Origin of the sequence: Tardiphaga sp. 20_F10_N6_6 (assembly GCF_052076045.1) — a bacterium.
GTDB lineage: Bacteria > Pseudomonadota > Alphaproteobacteria > Rhizobiales > Xanthobacteraceae > Tardiphaga > Tardiphaga robiniae.
This window is the reverse complement of sequence record NZ_CP197239.1, coordinates 5,566,420-5,582,938: the sequence shown is the minus strand read 5'-3', so window position 1 is coordinate 5,582,938 and position 16,519 is coordinate 5,566,420. Positions and strand designations below refer to the sequence as shown.

At 59.5% G+C, this 16,519-nt stretch carries 16 protein-coding genes; 9 read left to right on the top strand and 7 right to left on the bottom strand.

The window, feature by feature from the left end; all coding sequences use genetic code 11:
* Positions 1-268: 268 nt before the first annotated feature.
* From AB7813_RS26760 to AB7813_RS26745, 4 genes are all read right to left on the bottom strand, one after another.
* Entirely contained in the window at positions 269-1,615 is a 1,347-nt protein-coding gene (locus AB7813_RS26760; RefSeq protein ID WP_244628407.1) for an HlyD family type I secretion periplasmic adaptor subunit, read from the bottom strand.
* 11 nt (positions 1,616-1,626) lie between these two features.
* Positions 1,627-3,297 (bottom strand): type I secretion system permease/ATPase, encoded by a 1,671-nt coding sequence (locus tag AB7813_RS26755; RefSeq protein ID WP_441228827.1) that lies wholly within the window; start codon positions 3,295-3,297, stop codon positions 1,627-1,629.
* A gap of 128 nt (positions 3,298-3,425) precedes the next feature.
* Positions 3,426-4,835 carry a calcium-binding protein gene (locus tag AB7813_RS26750; RefSeq protein ID WP_120288671.1) on the bottom strand — a complete coding sequence of 470 codons (1,410 nt, stop codon included), beginning with the start codon at positions 4,833-4,835 and terminating at the stop codon, positions 3,426-3,428.
* Between the two features lie 918 nt (positions 4,836-5,753).
* The gene (locus AB7813_RS26745) at positions 5,754-6,815 is read right to left on the bottom strand and encodes a class I SAM-dependent methyltransferase (protein WP_441228826.1); all 1,062 of its coding nucleotides are present in this window, start codon (positions 6,813-6,815) and stop codon (positions 5,754-5,756) included.
* Between the two features lie 213 nt (positions 6,816-7,028).
* Between AB7813_RS26745 and AB7813_RS26740 the strand changes: the two genes are divergently transcribed.
* Positions 7,029-7,946, top strand: coding sequence for an alpha/beta hydrolase (locus AB7813_RS26740; protein WP_441228825.1), 918 nt, complete (start codon positions 7,029-7,031; stop codon positions 7,944-7,946).
* Positions 7,947-8,050: 104 nt separating this feature from the next.
* Here AB7813_RS26740 and AB7813_RS26735 read toward each other — a convergent pair whose 3' ends face one another.
* Positions 8,051-8,236 (bottom strand): hypothetical protein, encoded by a 186-nt coding sequence (locus AB7813_RS26735; RefSeq protein ID WP_439073929.1) that lies wholly within the window; start codon positions 8,234-8,236, stop codon positions 8,051-8,053.
* A gap of 360 nt (positions 8,237-8,596) precedes the next feature.
* Between AB7813_RS26735 and AB7813_RS26730 the strand changes: the two genes are divergently transcribed.
* The 8 genes from AB7813_RS26730 (at position 8,597) to AB7813_RS26695 (ending at position 14,480) form a co-directional block, all read left to right on the top strand.
* Positions 8,597-9,334, top strand: a complete 738-nt coding sequence (locus tag AB7813_RS26730; protein WP_441228824.1) for a FadR/GntR family transcriptional regulator — start codon at positions 8,597-8,599, stop codon at positions 9,332-9,334.
* Positions 9,324-9,821, top strand: a complete 498-nt coding sequence (locus tag AB7813_RS26725) for a 2,4'-dihydroxyacetophenone dioxygenase family protein (protein ID WP_244628405.1) — start codon at positions 9,324-9,326, stop codon at positions 9,819-9,821. Before AB7813_RS26730 ends, AB7813_RS26725 begins: the two co-directional genes overlap by 11 nt.
* On the top strand, positions 9,821-10,597 hold the full coding sequence (locus tag AB7813_RS26720) for an SDR family NAD(P)-dependent oxidoreductase (protein ID WP_441228823.1): 777 nt from the start codon (positions 9,821-9,823) through the stop codon (positions 10,595-10,597). Before AB7813_RS26725 ends, AB7813_RS26720 begins: the two co-directional genes overlap by 1 nt.
* Before the next feature lie 116 nt (positions 10,598-10,713).
* Complete coding sequence (locus tag AB7813_RS26715) at positions 10,714-11,535, top strand: ABC transporter permease (protein ID WP_441228822.1); 822 nt, start codon at positions 10,714-10,716, stop codon at positions 11,533-11,535.
* Positions 11,532-12,338, top strand: a complete 807-nt coding sequence (locus AB7813_RS26710) for an ABC transporter permease (RefSeq protein ID WP_441228821.1) — start codon at positions 11,532-11,534, stop codon at positions 12,336-12,338. The genes AB7813_RS26715 and AB7813_RS26710 overlap by 4 nt, the downstream gene beginning before the upstream one ends.
* Positions 12,335-13,093, top strand: a complete 759-nt coding sequence (locus tag AB7813_RS26705; protein ID WP_441228820.1) for an ABC transporter ATP-binding protein — start codon at positions 12,335-12,337, stop codon at positions 13,091-13,093. The genes AB7813_RS26710 and AB7813_RS26705 overlap by 4 nt, the downstream gene beginning before the upstream one ends.
* Positions 13,090-13,422: a hypothetical protein gene (locus AB7813_RS26700; protein WP_092138836.1), complete on the top strand. Its 333-nt coding sequence runs from the start codon at positions 13,090-13,092 to the stop codon at positions 13,420-13,422. The genes AB7813_RS26705 and AB7813_RS26700 overlap by 4 nt, the downstream gene beginning before the upstream one ends.
* A 2-nt stretch (positions 13,423-13,424) precedes the next feature.
* Positions 13,425-14,480, top strand: coding sequence for an ABC transporter substrate-binding protein (locus tag AB7813_RS26695; RefSeq protein WP_093759258.1), 1,056 nt, complete (start codon positions 13,425-13,427; stop codon positions 14,478-14,480).
* Positions 14,481-14,605: 125 nt separating this feature from the next.
* On the opposite strand, the gene AB7813_RS26690 is transcribed toward AB7813_RS26695, so the two are convergent.
* Together AB7813_RS26690 and AB7813_RS26685 are read right to left on the bottom strand one after the other, a co-directional pair.
* Complete coding sequence (locus AB7813_RS26690; protein WP_441228819.1) at positions 14,606-15,352, bottom strand: SDR family NAD(P)-dependent oxidoreductase; 747 nt, start codon at positions 15,350-15,352, stop codon at positions 14,606-14,608.
* A 135-nt stretch (positions 15,353-15,487) separates the two neighbouring features.
* Positions 15,488-16,405, bottom strand: coding sequence for an MBL fold metallo-hydrolase (locus AB7813_RS26685; protein ID WP_439080046.1), 918 nt, complete (start codon positions 16,403-16,405; stop codon positions 15,488-15,490).
* Positions 16,406-16,519 lie beyond the last annotated feature (114 nt).

Sequence of the window (16,519 nt, the reverse complement as noted above, 5' to 3'; positions counted from 1 at the left end):
CTGAAGTCTGATCGAGTAGATCTCCTTCTGGAGACAAGAACGCAGCGTAGCAGCGTTTGCATTCGAGCAGTCGGGCTAAGGATCGCGCAAACCACAGGTTTTGTGGCGCACTGGAGTTGCGGCTGGGGCGGGGCAATGGATTCGCCGGAGTAGCTCGAAGTCTGAAGGCCAGTGAGCCGATGGTGTCAGAGCGGTCGTTTTCCTGTTGGTATCCTTGCTGCATAAATGCCTCCCAAAGAATTTGTGTGTTCAATATTCCGCCAAGGCGTCAACTCTCCCGGAAGGCACGGTGGACGCGTAGGCGCAGCGGCTGAATTAAGTACTCCGCAAATGTTCTTATGCCTGTTTCAACAAAGACTTCGACCGGAAGGCCGGGCTTCAAAGTCGTGAGATGAGGTTCGACCTCCGGTGATCGCTGCAAATCAATTTCTGCCATGTAGGATGTGACGCCGCTCTTCGTGTCAGTGAACGCATCCGCCGCGACAGCAGTCACCTGGCCTTCCAGCATGGGTCGGCGGCGAATGTTGAGGGCAATGATGCGGATACGAGCGTTCTGCCCCGCCATGACTTCCTCGCGATCCTGCGGCCGCAGCGATGCCTCGATGACGAGGCGATCCTCGATGGGCACGATCTCCATGAGTGTCTCTCGAGGCGCTAACACAGTGTTCAATTCCCTGCTGTTGAGGCGAACAACCCGTCCCGACTCCGGTGCGCGTAAATCAGTCCGCGCCAGTTGTTCACGCAATGCGCCAATCCGATGTCTGAGATCGCCGATCGATTCTCGCGTTGCGTGACTCTGTTTTGCGATATCCTGACTTTGGTTGAGACCCAGCTGTTTTCCACGATCGACGAGTTCTGCGATTTTCCCGCGTGTTTCTGCTTGCTGGGTCAGATTGCGCGTGAGTTGGGCCTGCATGTCCGCTTCCGCCCTCTTCAACGCAAGTACGCGTGGCTTTCGTGCGAGCCCTTTTTCCAATAGCGATGCTGTATCTCGTATTTCTTCCTGAAGAAACTGAAGTTGCTCTTGCAGGCTTGTCCTGCTGTTTTCGAGGCCATGGGCCGTGTCCATGAGTTGTCGGGTCTGCTGATCGATCAATTTCCGCTCGCCGGTCAATGCACTTGATCGCGTCGCGAACTCCGTCTCCTGGGTCTGAATTGCCGTCTTTGCTTCGGGGCGAGGAGAATTCCGTAATTCGTCAGGAAATGAAATAGCGGTGGACTGCATTTGTTCAGCGAGTAACCGTGCATCCAGCGAGAGATCAGCAAACAATTTTGTCTCTAATACGCCAAGGCTTCCCTCAACTTGGGTCGTATCGAGTTTTGCAACGATCTGACCGGCCTCGACTTGCTCGTTCTCGCGGACATAAATGGTCTTCAATATCCCACCGTCGAAATGTTGCACCGCCTTCCGCTTGGATTGGACCTTTATGATACCGGGAGCGATGACGGCGCTGCGCAGCGGGACGAATGTAGCCCAAAGGCCGAATCCGCCGAATTGAATCGCTAAAAGGAAGGCTCCCCATTTTATGAGTCGTCGGGCATCGGACCTGGGTTTCTCCAGGATTTCGTGGCTGCTCGTTGCACCGAGTAAAAGTTCGTGGACGTGAGTTGTCACAATTCCTGCTCCTAGCCAGATAGCAGTTGCGGGCGGTCGGGCTGACGCGGACCCCGGCGTGAAGGGAGCCCCGCTGTGTTGCTGGGTAGAACTTCCGAAACGGGACCGAAGGCGACCTGCGTGCCGTCGCGGAGCAGCAATACGTGATCCGCAATCGTCAGGAGGCGTGGCCGGTGGGTCACGATCAGGAAGGTTGTGCCCTGCGATCGTGCGCTCAATATCGCAGTGCACAGCGCTGCCTCCCCATCCGGATCGAGATTTGCGTTGGGCTCGTCGAGCAGTATCAGTTTACGGTTGCCGAAGAAGGCTCGTGCCAAGCCGATGCGCTGTCGCTGGCCACCAGAGAGGCGATGACCGTCGCGACCGATCTGCGTTTGATACCCGGCCGGCAGTGCCAGAATCATCTGATGCGCGCCAGCCAGAGTTGCCGCCATGACGATATCTTCGTCGCGCGGACTCTCCTCAAATCCCGAGATCGCTTCAGCAACGGTACCGGCGAGCAATTCGACATCCTGAGGAAGATAGCCGATGTAGCTTCCGAGCTGATCGGGGTGCCAGCTCTCCAGCAACGCGTTGTCGAGCCGGATTTCACCGACGCTGGGCTTCTCCAAGGCGGCCGCCATCCGCAAGAGAGTGGACTTGCCCGCGCCGGTCGGACCAACGACCACGACGATCTCGCTGGGCCTGCATCGGAAGGCAATACCTCTCAGGATCGAACGTCTCGCCTGCGGAATGGTGAAGCCGACACCATTGAGTTCCAGTAAGCCATTTGGGGCAGTGAGGCGGGTCCGATGAGGTTGCTTCAACACCCATGTCGCCGCGGCGCTGACGCGTTTCCATGCCTCCTGCGCCGCAGTCACCCCGCGCCAGGCAGAGATAAGGCTCTCCATCGGTTGCAGGGTTCGGCTGACCATGATCGAGCTCGCGATCAGGCTGCCGGCGAGTACCTCGTTTTGCAGTACAAGCCAGGCACCACATCCGATAGATAGTACTTGCAGGGTAGACCTCACCATGCGTGCCGCCGATGCGATCGCGGCGACCCGTTCACTGGCGCGAACGACAGGAGATAACGCCTCATCATTGGCGCGCATGAAGGCGCGGATGGCGCCTCCAGTCCAGCCCATGGCCCTGATGAAGTTGCCGTGTCGTACGATGCCATCCATTAGCATCTGACAACGTGCGGCTGCACCGCTCGCTTCATTGACCTCCGCCCGGGCAATACAGCTACTCACATATCCCATGATCGACAGAACGACCGCGCCAGTCAGCGCAATAGCGCCGTAGTAGGGATGGATGAGAAAGAGGATAAGTATGAAGACGGGAAGAAACGGGGCATCGACCAACGTAATGACAGCGCCGCCTGAAAAGAAGTTCCGTAGCTCCCGAACTTTCACCAGATCATGCGTCGAGCCTTCGCGGCGTCGCGCCGGATCGGCAATGGTTGCCTCCAGGATGAGCGGTGCGATGCGCTGTTCGAAGGTGACGGCGAACCGGCTGAGCAATCGAAATCGAATGACGTCGAAGAAGGCGCTGAAGATCAACGCCGCAATTCCGAGGGAGGTCAGGCCGATGAGAGTCTCGATGCTTCCGCTGCTGATGACCCGGTCGAAGACCTCGATGGAGTAGAAGGGTAACACAAGCAGAAGGATGTTGGCCGACACGCTGAAGACGACGACCCACACGAGCGTGGTTCGCCCTGGAACGGCGCTGACAACAGATTCTGCTCGGGCCGAGTGAGCCAGACGCATAGTGACTGCCTAATTGCGCAAAATGCGTAGGGCGGCAACGTGCCGCCCTACGTCGTCAATAATCAGACAACTTCGATAGCGGTGTAACCCGCTGCGTTATTTATGTCCTCGATCGAGGCATAGGGGGTTCCTCCGCCCGTAATGCCATCGAGGGTGATGGTTCCGAAGCCGAAATCCAGCGTGGTATTGGTACCATCGTCGTCGACGACCACCGTTGTCGGGTCATAGCCAGGCGCCGCATCGATGCTGATGGTGTCACCGTCAGCGAAACTAAGATCGGTAACTTCGTCATCACCGAAGTCCGCGCCCGTACCATCGCCAGCGTTGATCGCGTCGGTTCCGGCGCCTCCTGTAAGCACGTCATCACCGATACCGCCGTTCATCGCGTCAGCGCCGTTACCGCCGCTCAGCTCATCGTCGCCCGCTGCGCCGTTGAGCGTGTCATTTCCTGCACCGCCGGCCAGCGTATCGTCACCGTCGCCGCCTTCAAGCGCATCCGCTCCATTGCCGCCGGCAAGCGTATCGTCGCCTGCATCGCCGTTTAACGTATCGACGCCGGTGCCACCGGACAGTTCGTCTGCCCCGTCGCCACCATTAGCGACGTCATCGCCAGCGCCGCCTTCGATTGTGTCGTCACCGGCGTCACCTGCCAGCAGGTCGTTACCCGCACCGCCATCCATGACGTCGTCGCCCGCTCCACCATTAAGTGTGTCGTTTCCGGCGTCGCCGTTCATGATATCGTTCCCGTCATCGCCATTGAGGGTGTCGATACCATCGCCTCCGTTCATGGTGTCGTTACCGGCACCGCCATTCAGCGTGTCATCGCCGAGACCGCCATTCACCGTATCATCACCCAGGCCGCCACTGGCGGTATCATTGCCGTCGCCGCCTTCCAGCGTGTCATTGCCGAGCCCGCCGGTCAGGGTATCGTCGCCGGCATCACCATTGATGGTATCATCGCCCACCCCGCCAGACAGGACGTCAGCACCATCACCACCATTCAATGTGTCATCGCCAGCAGCGCCTGCGAGTGTATCATCGCCTGCGCCCCCCGAGAGAACGTCATTTCCAGCACCGCCGTCGACGTTGTCATTTCCGTCGCCGCCATCGATCGTATCCGCCCCGGCGTTGCCGGAGAGATCATCATTCCCTGAGCCGCCATTGATCGTATCGTCCCCCGCGTCGCCGCTGGCCGTATCATCTCCAGCGCCACCGTCGATCGTATCAATGCCAGCGCCGCCACTGATCTGGTCGTTTCCGTCTCCTCCGAGAATGGAGTCGTCTCCCGCGTTGCCGTTCAAGGTGTCGTTGTCGACGCCACCATCGATCGAGTCGTTACCGGCTCCACCGTTGATCGTGTCATCACCGCCGAGGCCTGAGAGAGTGTCATTACCCGGGAGCCCATTGATCGTATCCGCAACTGGGGTTCCGTCCAGAATGTCGTCACCTGGTGTACCATTGATCAGTGCCATGATTGCCACTCCATGATGATGTCGCGCTTCTAACGCGACTACGCTTCGCGCTGAACATAGATGCATGATCCTAGCTATCCCCTCGACAACCGGAGATCGCTGACACCGAGCGTGTCGATCGAGCGAATTTTGCGCAATCCCCATGTGGGGACAAAATGCAGCGCGTGATAGGGAAAGCTATTGCGTAAATGTTCGCTCAGGATTCATCTGAAGGACAGCCCTGCTGCCGTAACTCAAGTTCGACAATAATGCTCTGAGGCCATGATTAAGCGCGTCGAGCGTACAATCTGAAGATGAAGGGCAGAGCAGAACTCTAACTATCCGGTATTCTTACGGATTACAGAGTGCTCTCGCGCGTGGCTCGTGACGACTGTTCCATCTAGCCGAGTGCCTTCGTCTACTTCAGCCATAATCTCGTTAATCGTCTCAATAGGTCTTGCAGAAAGGAAGGATGACGCGAAGCTCATGTGCGTGAAACTGGCTTAACGCCAACAATGTGCAACGCCCGTCCCAAGTATATTATCCTGGAATCGATCTATCCTACGAGTGTCACATGTAATCGGCATCGTGTCGCACATCGACGAGCTGCTCGACCGCAACATCGGTGCCGGGTATCCAATTGGTCGATTTGAAGCCGCTCACGCATGCGGCAATCCCTTGCGACATTAAGATAGCTCACGTCCGCTTCTGGTGCCAAACCGACAATCGGTAACGGACGATGTCGGCCGCTTGCCATGAGCGAGACAAGACCTTTGTGGCGGTCAAATTACTCTGAACTACACTTTCGAGAGATTCTTGCAGCGGCTCCTTTTCGAATCTGCAGCGCTCCTGTCGACAGGTGACATCAATCCAGAGCGACGCAGCCCCTAGAAGCCGCATGTCCCGCGGCATCCGGGATGGCACCGTTGATCTGATCGATCAGGAACGCACTTCGAAGATCATATTGAAAGGCGTCTCAGTCGCGCGGCGGAAGCGCTTGAATCCTGCCTCAGTCGCGACCTGACGCAATTTGCTTTCACCTGCCTGGGCACCGAGCCCCAAGCCCACCTCCTGAGAGAGCGACGCAGGCGTACAAATGAATGTCGAGGCGTGATAGAAAATGGACCCGATGGGGTTGAGATTATCCTTGAGATTGTCATGAGCAAATGGCTCGACGATCATCCATGACCCGTCTTTGGCCAGTGTTTCCTTGACATGCTTGCCCGCACCAACGGGGTCGCCCATGTCATGCAGGCAATCGAAGAAAGCGACCAGATCGTAGTCTTTTGCCGGAAAATCCTTGGCACTGGCCTGCGCGAATTCAATTCGGTCTCCGACCCCCGCTTCCTGGGCCAGGACCTTCGCGCGATCGATCGAAGGTTTGTGGTAATCAAACCCGAAGAACGTGGATTTGGGGTACGCCTGCGCCATCACGATGGTAGAGGCGCCGTGGCCGCATCCGACATCGGCCACCTTGGCGCCAGCTTTCAGTTTGGCTTCGACGCCTTCGAGCGTCGGAATCCAGTTCGAAACCAGATTGGCGTTATAGCCCGGCCTGAAGAAGCGTTCGGTGCCCGAGAAAAGGCACTTCGAATGCTCATGCCAGCCAACGCCCTTCCCTGTTCGAAATGCTTCGGCAACCTTGGGTTCGTCGAGATAGGTGGACTGCACGACATCGAATGCACCGGCGAAGAAAGCCGGCGACCCCTCCTCGGCGAACGCCATCGCTTGTTCGGCCGAGAGCGAGAACGCGTTCTTTTCAGGGTGATAATCGATGTAACCAGAGGCAGCTTGGCCGGAGAGCCACTCGCGGACATAACGCTCATGCAGACCGGTCTTCTTGGCAAGCGCTGAAGGCGTGAAGATATCTCCATCCGCCATTGCCTTGTAGAGGCCAAGACGATCGCCGAGCAGTATACTAGCACCGCCGAGTGAAATGCCGAGGTCGTTGACCAGCTTTCCTACGAGTGCGTTCAGCTTTTCAGGATTTGGTTCACGCATTGCAGCATCCTCCACTTTGTGAAGAACAGCCCTCGCTCTAGTTAAGCACGACTGGCGAATTACAAGTGGGCGCCGAGCGCCACGCGATGTCAGATTCACGATTGTGCGGGATTGTCCGCTGCTGGCGCAATCCCCGCGTTCCCTCTAGACTTGCTTCTGCGAAGTTTTGAAAATTGCCGCTCAATTTTCTCGAGTTTTCGGGGGAAATTATCCTTGGCCGAAAGTGGGATTGCGAATATTCGCGCGGTACTGTTGTTAAAGCCCCGCCCGGTCGGGTGGGATCAGCGCCGGCAGCGACTTGATGAAGTTGGGTCGATCTGGCCGGTGGCCGACGATGTCGAGTTGCGGACTGTCGATTGCGGAAATGTCGCGGGGGAATGGTCCTTCTCACCGGGGGCAGATACGACGAGCGTGCTTCTGTATTTTCATGGCGGCGGTTTTTGTTCGGGATCAATCCTCAGTCATCGACGCCTCGTGACAGAGGCAGGGCGGGCTGCTGGCATAAGCACCCTGGCGATTGACTATCGGCTCGCGCCGGAAAACCCGTTTCCTGCCGCTCACGACGACGCGATGAGCGCTTGGCGATATCTGCGCCAGCAGGGCATAGACGCCGGCAATATAGTAGTTGCCGGTGACAGCGCTGGCGGCAATCTTACAATTACCCTGATCAACGCCTTGCGCGGAGCCAATGAAGAGTCGCCGGCATGCGCTTGGCTTATTTCGCCCTGGACCGATCTTTCAATGTCCGGGACGACGCTGCAAAGCAAGGATCAGATCGATCCGATCATCCACCGTGGCTACCTCGAGGAACTGGCTGACGCCTTTGCTCCGGCATCGCTCGACCGCAGGAGCCCGTTTCTGTCTCCGCTGTTCTCGGACCTCATCGGATTTCCACCAACACTCATTCAGGTCGGGTCAGCCGAAACTTTGCTCGCAGACTCGACGCGTTTCGCGGAGGCTGCCGCAATAGCCAACGTCGCGACGACGTTGGAGGTATGGCCCGACATGATCCATGCATGGCCTCTGTGGAATGGCGGTCTTACAGACGCAAGGTTGGCGCTCAGGTCAGCTGGACAATTCATCAAGCATCGATTGTCTGATCTAGTTCAAATCAGTGCCAAGTCTTCGTGATTCATGATTCTTAACTCTGACATCGGAGGGAGGACATCAAGGCGCCATTGCCGCCACGACACTACGGACGGTACTGCGCGCATTCGCAAGGCGGCGCCGCAACCTCAGCTCTGATGCGGGCCTTGCATGATTTTCATGGCATCCTTCACGTGGCGCCACTCGTTGGCCTCTTCCAGCTGACCTTTTTGCTCGCATGTCAGTGCATTCTGAGCGGCATGAGCGATGGCCACGGCTCCGTGCCGATCAAGCATCTGCCGGGCGATGGTGTGGACTTGAGTTTCGGACATCATTTGCTTTCTCCTGATTTACCCGAGCCAAGGAAAACCGGTGCTGCTGGAACCGAGCCGGCCCGGTGTCTCTGAAAACGGTGGAACAGCCAATCTCGTTCCCGGAAAAAACAACCGGCCGCGCGCCGGCGGCCGGCCATCTATCGCCACCGCTTTGCCATGAATTTCAAACTCGAATTGCGATCGGGCAAAGCATTGTGCACCGCAAATCAATCATCCGATGTTAAACATCGGATGATTGCATTCGCTCTGAAAACGTGAGATAGGCCACTGAGCAAACAACAGCGGGGAAGAACGCTCGTGGCACGAAGTCCTACGAAATCGCTGGAGCGGGGAAGCAAGCCAGGCCGCATCAATTCGGTCTTGACCACGCTCGGCTGCGAAATCGCGCAGGATATTATCCCGATTGGCGCAACCCTCCCCCCAGAGCCGGAACTGGAGGCGCGCTTCGGTGTTGGGCGCGGCGTCATCCGGGAAGCGATCAAAACCCTTGCTGCGAAAGGAATGGTCAGCGTGCGTCCGCGTTACGGTACGCACGTCTTGCCGCGCCGCGACTGGAGCCTGCTCGATCGCGATGTGCTGGGATGGCTGGTCGGCGGCGGCGAACCAGACCGCGATCTTCTGATGGCCATTCAGGAAGTCCGACTGATCATCGAGCCGGCAGCAGCCGCGCTCGCGGCAACGCGGAGCACCAAGCAGGACAGGTTACGCATCGAAGCCGCGCTGGTCGGCATGGAAACCTCGCACGATCAGGAAAGCGCCATCAAGGCGGACAAGGCATTCCACCTCGCCATTCTAGATGCGACGCATAACCCCGTGTTGCAGGGTTTTCGCGGCGCCATCGATACCATTCTGAGCGCGGTATTTCTTGTCGCGGTCGGCAGCCCCGGCTGGTTCGAAGACAATCTGCCAAACCACGCGGCCGCTGCGCGCGCGATTTCCGCGGGTGATGCAAAGAAGGCCAAGACCGCCATGGAACAGGTGCTTGGCTACACGCAAATCAAACTCTCGAAGCGTCGCGCGACTGCGACGCCTGAAGGCATAACGCGGGTCTCAACCGCGACGGCGAAAAAAACAAAGAGGAAGCCCCATGTATCGTGACATGATTGGATCGACGCACGTCCTTGCATCACCGGAAATCGCCGTCGTCGCTATTCCCGAGGACGAGCGCGTCTGGGTGCCGCAGGCGCCGGATGTCTGGTTTCGTCCGCTGATGCTGAACACACGACAAGGGCAGTGGTGCAATCTGCTGCGCGTGCGACGCGCCGGCGTATTATCGCGGCATCTGCATCCCAATCCGGTGCATGGCTTCGTGTTGCGCGGCAAGTGGTTCTACCGCGAACACCAGTGGGTGGCGACGGAAGGCTCCTACGTGTTCGAGCCCCCAGGTGAGATCCACACGCTGATCGTCCCAGAGGACGTTCCCGAGATGATCACCTTCTTCAACATCCAGGGATCGATGCTGTATCTCGATGAGAACAACAAGCACGTCGGTTATGAGGACGTCTTCACCAAGATCGATATGTGCCGCGCCCACTACGAGTCCGTCGGCCTTGGCCGTGACTACGTCGATCAGTTCGTGCGCTGATGGCAGACGGTGCCAACATGATCGAGGAGATTCCGTCGGCCGCATGGGCGTCGATCTGGTACGCGGGAAAACGCGTGCTGGTGACGGGCGGAACGTCAGGGATCGGCGCGGGCCTGGCGCGCGGCTTCGTTGAGGCCGGCGCGGAGGTCATCGCGACCGGCGTGAATGCTGGGGAGATCGAGCGGGCACGTTCGGATTCGGTGTTGCGCGAGGCTCAGGCGCATCAGCTCGACGTTCGCGACGACAGCGCGATCAAGTCTCTTGTCGGCTCGCTCGGCGAGCTCGACGTGATCGTCAATTGCGCCGGCGTCATTCGTCGCAGCGAAGAACTCGACCCCGCGGTTTTCCAGTCGGTGGTCGATATCAATCTCAACGGCACCATGCGGATGTGCGCCGCCGCGCGGCCGCTGCTGGCACGCTCCAAGGGTGCGATCGTCAATCTGGCATCCATGCTGTCGTTCTTCGGCGGCGGTCTCGTTCCCGGTTATGCCGCCAGCAAAGGCGGTATTGCACAACTGACGAAATCGCTGGCGATCGCCTATGCGAATGACGGCATTCGCGTCAACGCGATCGCGCCGGGCTGGATCGCCACGCCGCTGACGACCGATCTGCAGGCCAGCCCGGAACGTAGCCAGGTCATTCTGGGGCGCACGCCCTTGGGCCGTTGGGGCAAACCATCGGACCTCTTGGGTGGCGTGCTCTATCTGTGTTCGCCGACGGCATCTTTCGTGACGGGGACGATCCTCGTCATCGACGGCGGATATGCCGTGACGTGACCAGGACGGCGGCGAAGTGCCGCCGTTCGCAGACGAGATTTGAGTACTAAACTGCGTAGCCGAGAGCCTCGCAGATAAAAATAAAACGGCCAGAACGCTGGTCAAAGGGAGGTCGCGTGCTCGTTGCGCCCGGTCAAAAAGTGCGGTCCCGCGTCGCCTGGCGCGGCATGAACTCGCTGGTGGGCGCAGCCTTGTTCGTGGCGCCCTTGCTGGTGCTCGTCGCCATCTGGGCGATCGTGGTCCCGCTGTTCAATGTCAATCCGCGGATTTTTCCGTCGCTCGGCTCGGTGGCCGAAGCAGCGGTTGCCGCGATCGGCGATGGCTCGCTCATCCGCCATATCGGCGCGAGCATGCTGCGTGTCGGACTGGGCACGTTTCTCGGCGTGCTCGTCGCTGTTCCGCTTGGCGTCGCCATGGGCGTGAGCCCTGCGGCCTCGGCGTTCCTGACGCCGCTGTTTCGCTTCTTCTCGGTGCTTGCCGGCATCGCCTGGATACCGATTGCAACATTGTGGTTCGGCTACGGCTTCGGCGCCATCATCTTCGTGATCTTCAACGCCGTCTTCTTTGTGGTCGCCTACAACACGCTGCTCGGTGTCTCCACCATTCCGATGACGATCCGCAATGCGGCCGCCTCGCTCGGTGCCGGACGATGGGCCTTGCTTACCGAAGTGCTGCTGCCGGGTGCGCTCCCCAATATCGTGACAGGCGTGCGCACCGGGCTCGGCTTCGCGTGGCGCGGCCTGATCGCGGCGGAGATGATCGCGACCAATGTCGGACTTGGCTACATGCTGTTCGTCGCCCGTGACTTCTATCGCACCGAAGTGATCGTGCTCGGCATGATCGTCATCGGCGTGTTGTGGCTATTCATCGACCGGTTGCTGCTCGTTCCGCTGGAACGCGCGACGATCGAGCGATGGGGACTGGTGAGGCGCACATGAACATTGCACTGAAATTCTGGAGCGGTTACGTGCGCACGACGCATCGGTGGCCAATTATCGCGACCATCGTGCCGTTTATTCCCGTGGTGGCGATCTGGAGCATTGTCGCCAATTCAGGCATGTTTCCGCGCGCCTTCTTCCCGGCGCCGGTGGATGTGATACGGTCGTTCATCTCCCTCACCTACAAGGGAATTTTGCCGGACTATCTGCAGGACAGTCTGATCCGGCTGCTGTTCGGCGCAACCATCGGCGTCGCGCTGGGCATTCCGCTCGGCATCCTGATCGGCTCCAGCCGCCTCGCGCATCGCATCTGCTGGCCGGTGCTGCTGTTCTTTCAGGCCATCGGCGACATTGCGTGGCTGCCGATCCTGCTGATCTGGTTCGGATTCGGCCTCACCACCATGACCTTTGTCATCGTCTACACCGTGCTGTTTCCGATCGTGCTGAGCACCGTGCTCGGCGTGCAGTCGGTACATCGCGATCTGGCCCGTGCGGCGCAGAGCCTCGGCGCTTCGCCGATGCGAGTGTTGTGGGAAGTGACGCTGCCCGGTGCGTTGCCGAATATCATTACCGGCCTGCGCAACGGCCTCGGCTATGGCTGGCGCGCGCTGATCGCGGTGGAGATCATCGTCGGCACCAGCGGTATCGGATTCATGATGTTCGATGCACGTCGTGCCGGCTCAACGGTCGAGATCCTGCTCGGCATGATCGTTCTCGGCACTCTTTGGTACATCGTCGATGCCTGGATCCTTGCGCCGATCGAGCGCGCAACGGGCCAGCGGTGGGGATTGGTTACGTCATGAAAACGCTGTCGCTGAAAAATCTTCGCAAGACCTATTTCGATCCCTATGCGGGATCGCAGGTCACCGCCGTCCAGGACGTCTCGCTCGACGTCGAGCAGGGCGAATTCGTCTCCGTCGTCGGTCCCTCCGGCTGCGGAAAGACGACAATCCTGAACATGATCGCGGGCTTCATCCCCTATACGGGTGGCGAGATCCTGATTGACGGCAATCTCGTCAAGGGACCGGGTCCGGATCGCGGCGTGGTTTTCCAGTCGTTCGCCCTCTTCCCGTGGAAGACGGTGCTGGAGAATGTCGGCTTCGGCCCGAAGATGCGGGGCGTGCCAAAGGACGAGCGCGACCGCACTGCGCGGGAATATCTCGCGCTCGCCGGTCTCTCGCATGCCGCGGATCGCTACCCGAACGAACTATCCGGCGGCATGCAGCAGCGCGTCGGCGTCGTCCGCGCGCTGGCCAACAATCCGGCCGTGCTGCTGATGGACGAGCCGTTCGCCAGCGTCGATGCGCAGACCCGCATGACACTGCAGGAAGAGCTGACGCGTATCTGGCAGGAGCGCAAGCCGACCGTCATCTTCATTACACACGATGTGGCCGAAGCCGTGTTTCTTGCAAACCGCGTCGTCGTGTTGTCCAAGGGCCGCGTGCTCGATCAGATCAAGGTCGATCTTCCGCGTCCGCGCGTCTGGGATCACCTGATCGAGGATGAAACGTTCAAGCGTCTGTCGGCGCAGGTGCTGCAAATGGTGCGGGCCGCATGAGCATCGCGCGAGATGTCATTCGTTCGACCCGCGGGCGTGTGGTGCTCGCTGTCATCGCCGTGTGGGCCGCGTTTCAGGGCTGGCTGAGCATCGAGGCGCCGGGCAAGATTTCCAAGGAGCTCGCCGGCGCGTCCGACAAGGTCAATATCCAGATCGATATGCCGTTTACGCCGGAGCGTTTTCACGTTCTGGCGTTTCAGAAGTATGGGCGGATCGCCGGAGCCGACGATCATTCCATCGGACTAAGGGGTGTGAAACGAACGGACCTCAACGCGGTTGCCCGGCCTTACTGGGTCACGAGCGTGGGGCCAATCAAGGAGGAGGACTGATTTTGAAACGCATATTATGGGCTTTAACTGCAGTGATGCTGGCTTGCGTGCCGGCACAATCGCAGACATTGACGAAACTGAATGTCGGTATGGTCAGCGCCATCGACATGCTGGCGATCCCGGTGGCACTGGAGCGCGGTTACTTCGAGAAGCAGGGTCTCGATGTCACCATTGCGCGCCCCTACGCGACCGGCGTTGATGCGCTGAATGCGCTGCAGGCTGGCGAGACCGAGATCCTGCAGGTCGGCGTTCCGATGATCGGCGCCGTGTTGCGCGGCATGGATCTCGTGGCACTCGGCAATTACAGCGGCAGCGCCACCAAGTCCGGTTCGGATGCGACCATGGCGATCATTGCCCGTGAGGGATCGGGCATCGTCAAGGGTGACCTCAAGAGCCTCAAGGGCAAGAAGATCGCGACCTCCTTCGGCACCATCAACCATCTCTATATCCTGGCACTGCTGGAGAAGGCCGGGCTCAAGCCCGACGACGTCCAGCTGGTCAACACGCCGCCGCCGGATATGACGGTCGCGCTGCTCGCCAAGGGCATCGATGCATTTTCCGGCTGGGATCCGTGGCCGATCATCGCGCAGAAGGACGTCCCCGGTGCCTTCGAAGTGATCCGCGGCGGCGATGTCATTGCCTATCTCGGCTATGTCGTCTCGCTTCGGTCCTGGGTCGAGAAAAATCCGGAATCGACGGAGAAATTCCTGGCCGCGACCTCACAGGCCGACCAGTGGATGCGCAAAAATCCCAAGGCCGCCGCGCAGATCGGCACCCGCTGGATTCCGGGCCTGAAGCCGGAGATCGCCGAAGCCGCCATGGAATTCAATGTCCAGCAACTTGATCGACGTCTTTCGGCAAATAGCTACAAGGCACTCTGGAGCGCGCAGGACCGGCTTCAGCGGCTGGGCGTACTGAAGGCGACATTCGACGTCAACAAGAACATCGACGCCAAGCCGATGCTGAACGTCATGAAGAAGCATCCCGAACTATTCGCCGATCTGCCACCCATTCCGGCGGACGTCGCGCTCGGACCGGACTTCACGTTCAAGCCCTGAATAAAGGAGGCGGTTTGCCCAATTGCGGACCGCCTTTTTTCTGATCGATGCATCAATCGAAAACACTAGCTAGCAGCGTCGTGCTTTTGCGACTAGCTCACCTTTATCCGCAACGCCAACTGCGATTAAGCCAGTCCCAGGCCGCCATCAACAGCAACAACCTGGCCCGTCATCCATTCCGAAGCGGGACTTGAAAGCCTCACGATCCATTCCGCCAGGTCGTCAGGAACGCCGCGCCGCCCGAGCGGTATGCGCGCACGCTCCTGTTCCTTGATTGCCGCAGCCTGTTCCGGGGAGAGCCCCATCATGCCAGTCAGCGCGCCTGATTCCGTAGGTCCTGCCGCCACGGCGTTCACGCGTATGCCGAGTGGTGCAAGCTCCAGCGCCCAGCAGCGAGTCAAATGCTCCAAAGCCGCCTTGCTGGCGGCGTAATGAGACAGTCCTGCCACCGGCTTGTGACCGAAAGTGCTCGAGACATTGACGATCGTGCCCCGTGTTGCCGTTAGGTGAGGAAGAGCAGCAGAGGCGAGGAGACTTGGGCCGAGCACATTGACGGAGAGAATGTCCCTGATCCGATCGGCTGTCGCATCTGCCAGCGGAAGGATTGCGCCTGCGCCCGCGTTGTTGACCAGGGCATCAACCCTGCCCCAAAGATCGACCGTCTTGGCGATTGTGCGCTTGGCATCTTCGGCGGAGGCTGCATCCGCCACCATGCCGGCTATGTTCGTATGCTCGGCAATCGTTTCTTCGATAGGGCCGGGACGGCGGCCGGTCACGAACACCTTGTTGCCTTCCCTTGCGAAGCGCAGCGCCGCCGCCTTCCCTATGCCGGAGCTGCCGCCCGTTACAATCACGACCTTTTCACTCTGCATTTTCAATCTCCTTCTTGCCAAGATGACGCGGCTTGGCCCACTACTCTGCAGTCCATCTGAATCCGCACTGCTATAACCGGGGCGCGCGCGCATGAACGCCACGCGGGCGCGCCCCGGTCCTCATCCGACTAGCGATCAGTAGTCCCAGACGATCGGAACCCAGCGAAACGCGTCGCCATCGATCGCCACGTGGCCGGCGGACGGGAATGGCAGATGAGTCGCGACCAACAATTCGCCTGTTGCCGCCAGCTCCCGCAACAGACGGGTCCGAACGCGCGCTGCCTCCTCGGGGTCGTGCTCGAAACCGTTGTGCCAATCGGGTTGGTCAAACCCGACCGTGAACACGGCGTCGCCGGCGAAGGTCAGCGCGTCACCGCCGGATGCCAGGCGGACGACACTGTGTCCGGGCGTGTGGCCGCCGGTCCGACGCACGATGACTCCCGGCGCCAGTTCGTGCTCGTCCGTGAATGTCCGAAAATGCTTTCCATATTCGGCCATGAACCGCTTGGCGGTTGCCCGCAGCGCGTCCGGGAATCCCGGCGGCATTTGGGTGTGAGAGAAATCGGGCGCTTTCCAGAATTCGACCTCGGCGGCAGCGACGTGGATCCGCAGATCCGAACGTAGTTGATCCTTCACCCCTTCGACGAGAAGTCCGCCGATATGGTCCATATGCAAGTGCGTCAGCACGATATCGGTGACGCATGCAAGATCGATCTCGGCAGCTGCCAATCGCTGGATCAGTTGTCCGGCCCGCGGCAAATGCAGGTCCGGGTCCAATCCCAGCCCGGCGTCGACAAGAATGGTCTGCTCGCCACTCTGCACGACGACCACGTTCAGCGGCCAGTCGAAAGCGTCCGGCGGCAGGAACATGTCGCGCATCCAGGCGGCCCGGACGGCGGGGTCTGCGTTATGTCCCAACATGGAGGTTGGGAGTGGCAACACGCCATCGCTGACCACCAGCACGTCGATGTCGCCGATCTTCACTGCATAGCGCGACGGAACCAGTTCGTTACGCCCCGACTTGACGGGGGCTGATGTCGTATCAAGGTTCATGTGTTTCTCCTTCTGAGTATTTTGCTGGGTGTTTTGCTGAGTGCTTTTCCGAGTGGCTTGAATCGTCTGTGTCATCTGTGAGTCCTCCTGGTTGATCGATTGCGAGAGCTGGCC

Excerpts from the sequence above, each read along its gene's own strand:
- AB7813_RS26750 (WP_120288671.1), bottom strand. The coding sequence starts at position 4,835 with ATGGCACTGATCAATGGTACACCAGGTGACGACATTCTGGACGGAACC.
- AB7813_RS26745 (WP_441228826.1), bottom strand. The coding sequence starts at position 6,815 with ATGCGTGAACCAAATCCTGAAAAGCTGAACGCACTCGTAGGAAAGCTG.
- AB7813_RS26735 (WP_439073929.1), bottom strand. The coding sequence starts at position 8,236 with ATGATGTCCGAAACTCAAGTCCACACCATCGCCCGGCAGATGCTTGAT.
- AB7813_RS26725 (WP_244628405.1), top strand. The coding sequence starts at position 9,324 with ATGTATCGTGACATGATTGGATCGACGCACGTCCTTGCATCACCGGAA.
- AB7813_RS26720 (WP_441228823.1), top strand. The coding sequence starts at position 9,821 with ATGGCAGACGGTGCCAACATGATCGAGGAGATTCCGTCGGCCGCATGG.
- AB7813_RS26710 (WP_441228821.1), top strand. The coding sequence starts at position 11,532 with ATGAACATTGCACTGAAATTCTGGAGCGGTTACGTGCGCACGACGCAT.
- AB7813_RS26705 (WP_441228820.1), top strand. The coding sequence starts at position 12,335 with ATGAAAACGCTGTCGCTGAAAAATCTTCGCAAGACCTATTTCGATCCC.
- AB7813_RS26700 (WP_092138836.1), top strand. The coding sequence starts at position 13,090 with ATGAGCATCGCGCGAGATGTCATTCGTTCGACCCGCGGGCGTGTGGTG.
- AB7813_RS26690 (WP_441228819.1), bottom strand. The coding sequence starts at position 15,352 with ATGCAGAGTGAAAAGGTCGTGATTGTAACGGGCGGCAGCTCCGGCATA.
- AB7813_RS26685 (WP_439080046.1), bottom strand. The coding sequence starts at position 16,405 with ATGAACCTTGATACGACATCAGCCCCCGTCAAGTCGGGGCGTAACGAA.